This is a genomic window from Herbiconiux solani NBRC 106740 (assembly GCF_001571005.1).
Taxonomy (GTDB): Bacteria; Actinomycetota; Actinomycetes; order Actinomycetales; family Microbacteriaceae; genus Herbiconiux; species Herbiconiux solani.
Genome location: NZ_BCST01000006.1, coordinates 356,568 through 363,756, shown reverse-complemented (window position 1 = coordinate 363,756; position 7,189 = coordinate 356,568). Strand labels below are relative to the sequence as shown.

The following is a 7,189-nucleotide window of genomic DNA, read 5'->3' as shown; positions in this document are numbered from 1 at the left end:
TTGCGCGGGCGGCCCCGCGGGTTCGGGGGCTTGAGACCGGCCGGAGCACGCCCGGCCTTCGCGAGCGCCTGACGCAGGATCATCTCGATCTGCGCGTTCACGCTGCGCAGGTCGTCGGCGGCCCACCGGGCGAGCGCGTCGTGCAGAGCGGGGTCGATGCGCAGCAGCAGTTGCTTACGCTCGGCGCTCACGACGAGTAGAGGGTCCCGGTGTTGACGATCGGCGAGGTCGGCTGGTCGCTGCAGAGCACGACCATGAGGTTGCTCACCATGGCCGCTTTGCGCTCGTCGTCGAGCTCGACGATGTCGTCCTCGCTCAGCTTGGTGAGCGCGAGATCCACCATGCCCACCGCGCCCTCGACGATCCGCGTGCGGGCCGCGACGACGGCGTTCGCCTGCTGGCGCCGCAGCATCGCCTGGGCGACCTCGGCCGCGTACGCCAGGTGGCTGATCCGCACCTCGACGATCTCGACGCCGGCGAGCGAGATCCGCTCGGCGACCTCGTGGGCGAGCTCGTCGGCGACCTGGTCGGTCGAGCCCCGCAGCGACGTGCCGCCCGCCTCCGACCCGTCGTACGGGTGGGTGGTGGCGATGTGCCGGAGCGCCGACTCGGCCTGCACCGAGACGAAGTCGACGTAGTTGTCGACGGCGTAGGTGGCCTTCGACGTGTCGGCCACCTGCCAGACGACGATCGCCGCGATCTCGACCGGGCTGCCGTCGGCGTCGTTGACCTTGAGGCGGTTGGTCTCGAAGTTGCGCACCCGCACGCTGACGCTGCGCCGGGTCGACAGCGGCATCACCATCGACATCCCGGTGCGTCGCACGGTGCCGACGTAACGGCCGAAGAACTGCACGACCTTCGTCTGGCCGGGCTGCACGATCACAAGCGAGGTGAGTGCCAGCACGACCGCGGCGAAGAACAGGATCGAGACGACCTTCGCGCCCTCCGGCAGCAGGGCGAGCGTCAGGATGCCGACGGCCAGCAGGGCCGCTGCGAGCGCGAGCCCGACCCCGCCGGGCAGCGATGCCGCCGTGCGCTCGGTGATGTCGACCCGCACCCCGTCGTGACCGACGGGAACCGTCTCGACCGTCGTGGGACTTGTCTCGGTGCTCATGCGCATCTCCTTCGCATCGGTGAAAAGTGATATCACTTTATCGTACCCCCGACGGGCCCGACGAGACCGCCGCGGACTCACAGGAACCCGCCCCGACCGTGATGGATGTCATGGGTGGGACGTGACACTCCTCGGACGTGCCGGCGACCGGCCGCTGCCAGGCTGAGGCCATGACCTCCTCCCCCGCTCCCGCCATCGAGGCGACCGCGCTCGTCAAGAGCTTCGGCGCCGTGCGCGCCGTCACCGGCGTCGACCTGACCGTGCGACCCGGCGAGATCGTCGCCTTCCTCGGGCCGAACGGCGCCGGCAAGACCACGACGATCGACATGCTTCTCGGCCTCACGGCCCCTGACTCGGGCGATGTGCGCGTGTTCGGCATGGCGCCGCGCGCGGCCATCGCCCACGGGCTCGTCTCCGCCGTGCTCCAGAGCGGCGGGCTCCTCAAAGACCTGACCGTGCGCGAGACCCTCGACCTCACCGCGAGCCTGTTCGCCGACACCCGGCCCGTGGCCGAGGTGCTCGAGCGGGCCGGCATCATCGAGATCGCCTCGCGCAAGGTGGGTCTCTGCTCCGGCGGCCAGCAGCAGCGGCTCCGCTTCGCGATGGCCCTGCTCTCGGACCCGGGACTCCTCATCCTCGACGAGCCGACCACCGGCATGGACGTGGAGGGGCGGCGCGCGTTCTGGAACGCCATCCGCGCCGACGCCGACCGCGGCCGCACAGTGCTCTTCGCCACGCACTACCTCGACGAGGCCGACGAGTACGCCGACCGGATCGTGCTGATGAGCCGGGGCACCATCGTCGCCGACGGCGCCACCTCCGAGATCAAGAACCTCGTCTCGGGCCGGATCGTGCAGGCCACCCTGCCAGGTGCCGGAACCGACCCGGCCCTCGTCGCCGACCTCCCCGGCGTCGAGGAGGTCACGGTGCAGGGCGACCGCATCACCGTGCACACCAGCGACTCCGACGCCCTCGCCCGCCACCTGCTCACCCGCACCGCGGCGCGCGACGTCGAGATCACCCCCCAGAACCTCGAGAGCGTCTTCCTCGCCCTCACCTCAGAAGGAGCATCCGCATGACCGTCGACGCCGTCCGTCTCGACCGCCGGGTGCCGCCGTTCGGCGGGTTCACCCTGACCTATCTGCGCATCGAGCTGGCGCGCAAGCTCCGCAACCGGCGCACCCTCATCTTCACGCTGATCTTCCCGGTGACGATGTTCCTGATCATCGGCTACCCGCTCCGCGACACCCCGCTCACCGACACCCCGATCAGCGCGGGTGGTCCTTCGGTCGCCGCGTTCATCATGGTGTCGATGGCGATGTACGGCGCGATGATGTCGGCGACCCAGACCGGCGCATCCGTCGCCGTCGAACGGGCGCAAGGCTGGAGCCGGCAGCTGCGGCTGACCCCGCTGAACCCGCTCGTGAACGTGATCATCAAGATGATCGCCGGAATGCTGCTCGGGCTCGTCGCGGTCGTCGCCACCTACATCGCGGGCGCACTCAGCGGGGTCGAGCTCTCGGCCGTGCAGTGGATCTCGACCGGCCTCGTGGGCTGGCTGCTCGCCAGCGCGGTGTTCACGACGCTCGGGCTGATGGTGGGCTACCTCGTTCCCGGCGAGAACGCCGCGCAGGTGACGAGCCTCGCGATCGTGCTGCTCGCGTTCATCGGCGGACTGTTCTACCCGGTCAGCGGGATGCCCGACTTCATGCAGACCATCGCGGCCTTCACCCCGGTCTACGGCATCAGCGAGCTGGCCAGGGCGCCGCTGACCGGCGACGGCTTCGACGTCGTCGCGCTCGTGAACGCGCTTGTCTGGTTCGCGATCTTCCTGGTCGGCACGGTCGTCTTCTTCCGTCGCGACACGAAGCGGGTCTGAGAATGCGTGCGGCGGGCACGGCGCAGGCCTGCGCGATCTAGGGTGGGCGCGTGACGAAGATCCAGGAACCGCGACGGTACGGCCCGGGCTGGCCGATCAGGCCGGCCAGCGCCGGCCCCGACCCGACGACGGTCCTGCCCGCGGCGCTCACCTCGCGCCGGGCGTCCAGCTGGTACCTCGGGGCGACCTTCTCGCTGTTCTGGGTCTTCTCGATGGTGCCCGACCTGCTGCGGGCCTCGAGCTCGACCGCGTCCGCCATCGCAGGCGTCGCCCTGGTAGTGGTGTTCGTCGTCTGCTTCATGGTGGCGGCGCCGGTCGCCTGGACGCTCGGGATGCGCGGCCGCCTGCTCGTCTGCGCCGCCGTCTTCGCGCTGTCGCTCGGCTTCGTGCCCTGGCTCGGCGCCGACGTGGTCGGGCTGTGGACCTACGTCGGCGTGATCGTCGGCATGTGCGTCCTCCCCTGGGACCGCACGATCGCCTTGATCGGCGGGCTCACCGCGGTCGCGCTGCTCTGGCTGGTGCTGACCGAACCGTGGTCGGACGCACTGCTGATCCGGCCGGTCATCATCCTGTCGATCTCGCTCATGATGTCGGCGTTCGCCCGCACGATCGCGGTCGTGAACGAGCTGCGGGCCACGCAGGACGAACTCGAGGCGGTGACCGCCGAGCGGGAGCGCGGGCGGGTGGCGCGGGACATCCACGACATCCTCGGCCACTCGCTCACCGTGATCGCCGTGAAGTCCGAGCTCGCCTCCCGACTGCTGGACGTCGACCCCGCGCGCGCCCGCTCCGAGATCGACGACGTCGAGGCGCTCGCCCGCGGAGCCCTCGCCGACGTGCGGGCGACCGTGTCCGGGTTCCGGGGCACCACCGCCAGCGGCGAGCTCGTCGCCGCCCGGGGCGCGCTCGACGCCGCCGGGGTGGAGGCCGAGCTGCCGTCGACGACGGATGCGGTGCCCGCGGCGCACCGCGAACTCGTGGGCTGGGTCATCCGCGAGGGCGTCACGAACGTCGTGCGCCACGCGGGGGCGCACCGGTGCCGGATCCAGCTGTCGGCCACCTCGGTCACGATCGACGACGACGGGCGCGGACCCGCGCATCCGGCCGAGTCGGCGTCGATCGCATCGACGGGGCTGCGAGGACTCCGCGAGCGGGTCGAGTCGGCCGGGGGCCGGATGCGGGTGGGGCCGAGCGAGCTCGGCGGATTCGCGCTGGCCGTGACACTGCCCGGCGCGACCCGGCCCACTGCAGCCCGACCCACTGCGACGGGAGGCCGCTCGTGATCCGGCTGCTCATCGCCGACGACCAGGCGCTCGTACGGGGCGCCCTCGCCGCCCTGCTCTCGCTCGAGGCCGACATCGAGGTCGTCGCCGAGGTGGGGCGCGGGGACGAGGTGGTCGATGCGGCCCGCGACTCCGGCGCCGACGTCGCCCTGCTCGACATCGAGATGCCCGGGATGGACGGCATCCAGGCGGCCGCGGAGCTCCGGGCCGCCCTGCCCGCGTGCCGGGTGCTGATCGTCACGACCTTCGGCCGGCCCGGGTACCTCGTGCGGGCGATGCAGGCGGGGGCCTCGGGATTCGTGGTGAAGGACACCCCCTCGGCCCAGCTCGCCGACGCGGTGCGGCGGGTCTCGAACGGGTTCCGGGTCGTCGATCCGTCGCTCGCCGCCGAGTCGCTCGCGCAGGGCGACTCGCCGCTGACCGAGCGGGAGACCGACGTGCTCTCGGCCGCACGCACCGGCGGGTCGATCGCCGACCTGGCGCGGATCCTGCACCTGTCGGAGGGCACCGTGCGCAATCACCTGTCGGCCGTGATCGGGAAGACGGGAGCCCGGAACCGGGCGGATGCGGCGCGGGTCGCGGAGCAGAACGGCTGGCTCTAACCGCGGGGCGTCGTTCAGGGCGGCGCGTCAGGCGGACCGGCGCGTGCGGGCGTTGTGCCGGCGGACCCGGTTGCGGTTGCCGCAGTCGGCGGAGACGCACCAGAGGCGGTTGTGCCGGGGGGATGTGTCCAGAAACACCCAGCCGCACTCGTCGTCGGCGCACTGGCCCAGCGCATCCGGGTCGACCGTCGCGAGCAAGTCGACAGCCGCGAGCGCGAGCCGGCGGCGGGGCAGGCTGAGGTCGACGTCGAACCGCCACGACCAGGGAACGGCCGTCTCCAGCCGGCCGGCGCCGATCGCCTCGCCGTACTCGGCGGCCAGCTGCTCGGCGGCCAGTTGCCCGGCGGCCGGCTTCTCGGCGGCCAGCTCCTCGGCGCCCGGCTGCGCCCCACCCTCCCGTCGGCCGGCGGGCGCGGCGGGGTAGGTGGCGGCGTAGAGGGCTTCGCGGAGGCCGGAGACGCGGGCCAGCTCCCGAGCCGCCACCACGGGATGGTCGCGAGCACGCGTTCGGAGCACCTCCGCCTCGGCGGCGTCCACGAAGCCGAACTGGAGCGCCCACGCGAGGAGGTCGCCGTAGTCGATCAGCCGGTCGTCCCACCGCGTCGAGCTCAACCGCCAGGCCACGGTGTTCACGAGGTCGAGCAGCGGATGCCCGGCGATCGCCGAGTAGGTGCGCCCGGGCGCCCGGTCGGCCGTGTCTCGATCGCTCATTCTTCTACTTTAACGCGTGTTCGGCATTTCGGGCATTAGCGATTCATGTCAGTGTGTAATGCATGAGACGGAGATCAGGCATTACAGAATCGTGGCGGGGTGACTTCCGGCGGTTCTGGCTGGCCGAGGCGACGTCGCTCACGGGCGAGCAGATCCGCGAGCTGGCCGTGCCCCTCGTGGCGATCACCGTTCTGGGCTCCTCGGCGGCCGAGCTCGGGCTCATCGGCCTGGCGCAGTGGCTGCCCTTCCTCCTGCTCGCACTGCCCCTCGGCGTGCTCGCCGACCGGCGCCGCCGGCGTCGGCTGATCGTGCTGAGCCAGTGGTCACGGGCGGCGCTGATGCTCGGCGTCGTCGGCGCCGCGCTACTCGGCGGCCTCAGCCTGCCGCTGCTGCTCGCCCTCGTCGCCGCACTCGGCGCCTTCGCGGTGCTCTACGAGGTCTGCTACCAGTCCGTCGTCCCCTCCCTCGTGCCGCAGAAGGCGCTCGAGGGGGCGAACTCGCGGCTGCAGGCCACCGCATCCGGAGCCGAGATCGGCGGCCCCGGCCTCGCCGGCCTGCTGGCCCAGGGGTTCGGCGCTCCGATCGCGCTGTTGGCGACCACCGTCGGGTACGCGGTCTCGGGCATCGCGGCGGCGAGCATCCGTGCCCCCGAGCCGAAGCCCGAGCGCGCGACCGACCCGGCCGACGCGGGCGGCGAGAGCGGCGGACGCCGCCCGCGCAGCGCCCGCAGCGCCCGCAGCGCCTTCCTCGGCGACCTCCGCGAGGGCATCCACCACGTGCTCCACGACCGCTACTTGCTCGCGAACGTGGGCTTCTCAGCCCTCTACAACCCCTTCGCGCAGTGGATCGTCGTGCTGTTCACGCTGCACGGCATCCGGGAGCTCGGCCTCGACGCGGGCCAGATCGGTCTGGTGTTCTCCCTCGGCGCCGCCGGAGCCCTCGCCGCCGCCGTACTGACCCCGGCACTCACCCGCCGGTTCCGCGCCGGCCACCTGCTCGTCGCCTGCGCAGTGGTCGAGTGCGGCGCCCTGCTGGTGATCCCGCTCGTCGACGCCGGGTGGGGCGTCCCTACGATGATCGCGGTGCTCGCCGGGGTCTGGGCACTGAACGGAGCGGGAGTCGGGGTGTCGAGCGTGCTGCTCATCACGATCCGGCAGCTGCGGACCCCCTCGTGGCTCCTCGGCCGGGTCAACGCGTCGATGCGCACCGTCACCTACGGCACAGTCGCGCTGGGCGCACTCGCGGGTGGTCTCGCCGGTGAGTGGCTCGGCACGCGCGCCGCCCTCGGGCTCGGCGCGGGGCTGTGTCTGGCCACGGTCGTCTGGGTCGTGCTCTCGCCGCTCGCCCGCATCCACCGCATCGCCGACGTCGCCGGGGTCGCCGGGGCGACACCTGTCGTGCACGCCGCGGCGGCCGAAGAGGCCCGGAAGGCGCCCTGACCGGACGTCTGCCGAACACTCCCTGAACAAGTGTCGGAACATCGGATGATGCCCCCCGCCCGGCCGGTTCGCGGCGATACGTTGGGACCAACTCGCCGCCTCACCGAGGAGCGGGAATTCCCCTTAGTCGTCCGAGTGCCGCTCGGCTCGACATGAACACG

The 7,189-nt window shown here is 72.0% G+C and carries 8 protein-coding genes; 5 read left to right on the top strand and 3 right to left on the bottom strand.

What is annotated here, in order from left to right; translation table 11 throughout:
- Positions 1 to 191, bottom strand: a 191-nt coding sequence (locus HSO01S_RS13420; RefSeq protein WP_066042179.1) for a type II toxin-antitoxin system antitoxin, incomplete at its 3' end; no start/stop codon positions are given.
- The gene (locus HSO01S_RS13415) at positions 188 to 1,114 is read right to left on the bottom strand and encodes an SPFH domain-containing protein (RefSeq protein ID WP_066042178.1); all 927 of its coding nucleotides are present in this window, start codon (positions 1,112 to 1,114) and stop codon (positions 188 to 190) included. The genes HSO01S_RS13420 and HSO01S_RS13415, both read right to left, overlap by 4 nt.
- 170 nt (positions 1,115 to 1,284) lie before the next feature.
- Between HSO01S_RS13415 and HSO01S_RS13410 the strand changes: the two genes are divergently transcribed.
- From HSO01S_RS13410 to HSO01S_RS13395, 4 genes are read left to right on the top strand one after another with little or no spacing between them, the layout of a single operon-like run.
- The gene (locus HSO01S_RS13410; RefSeq protein ID WP_066042174.1) at positions 1,285 to 2,193 is read left to right on the top strand and encodes an ABC transporter ATP-binding protein; all 909 of its coding nucleotides are present in this window, start codon (positions 1,285 to 1,287) and stop codon (positions 2,191 to 2,193) included.
- On the top strand, positions 2,190 to 2,993 hold the full coding sequence (locus HSO01S_RS13405) for an ABC transporter permease (protein WP_066042173.1): 804 nt from the start codon (positions 2,190 to 2,192) through the stop codon (positions 2,991 to 2,993). Before HSO01S_RS13410 ends, HSO01S_RS13405 begins: the two co-directional genes overlap by 4 nt.
- Positions 2,994 to 3,043: 50 nt before the next feature.
- Positions 3,044 to 4,276: a sensor histidine kinase gene (locus HSO01S_RS13400; RefSeq protein WP_066042171.1), complete on the top strand. Its 1,233-nt coding sequence runs from the start codon at positions 3,044 to 3,046 to the stop codon at positions 4,274 to 4,276.
- Positions 4,273 to 4,878, top strand: coding sequence for a response regulator transcription factor (locus HSO01S_RS13395; RefSeq protein ID WP_066042170.1), 606 nt, complete (start codon positions 4,273 to 4,275; stop codon positions 4,876 to 4,878). The genes HSO01S_RS13400 and HSO01S_RS13395 overlap by 4 nt, the downstream gene beginning before the upstream one ends.
- Positions 4,879 to 4,905: 27 nt before the next feature.
- Here HSO01S_RS13395 and HSO01S_RS13390 read toward each other — a convergent pair whose 3' ends face one another.
- Positions 4,906 to 5,589: a CGNR zinc finger domain-containing protein gene (locus HSO01S_RS13390; RefSeq protein ID WP_066042169.1), complete on the bottom strand. Its 684-nt coding sequence runs from the start codon at positions 5,587 to 5,589 to the stop codon at positions 4,906 to 4,908.
- 62 nt (positions 5,590 to 5,651) lie between these two features.
- On the opposite strand from HSO01S_RS13390, the gene HSO01S_RS13385 reads away from it, so the two are divergent.
- Positions 5,652 to 7,028 carry an MFS transporter gene (locus tag HSO01S_RS13385; RefSeq protein ID WP_066042168.1) on the top strand — a complete coding sequence of 459 codons (1,377 nt, stop codon included), beginning with the start codon at positions 5,652 to 5,654 and terminating at the stop codon, positions 7,026 to 7,028.
- Positions 7,029 to 7,189: the final 161 nt, after the last annotated feature.

Excerpts from the sequence above, each read along its gene's own strand:
- HSO01S_RS13415 (WP_066042178.1), bottom strand. The coding sequence starts at position 1,114 with ATGAGCACCGAGACAAGTCCCACGACGGTCGAGACGGTTCCCGTCGGT.
- HSO01S_RS13410 (WP_066042174.1), top strand. The coding sequence starts at position 1,285 with ATGACCTCCTCCCCCGCTCCCGCCATCGAGGCGACCGCGCTCGTCAAG.
- HSO01S_RS13405 (WP_066042173.1), top strand. The coding sequence starts at position 2,190 with ATGACCGTCGACGCCGTCCGTCTCGACCGCCGGGTGCCGCCGTTCGGC.
- HSO01S_RS13390 (WP_066042169.1), bottom strand. The coding sequence starts at position 5,589 with ATGAGCGATCGAGACACGGCCGACCGGGCGCCCGGGCGCACCTACTCG.
- HSO01S_RS13385 (WP_066042168.1), top strand. The coding sequence starts at position 5,652 with ATGAGACGGAGATCAGGCATTACAGAATCGTGGCGGGGTGACTTCCGG.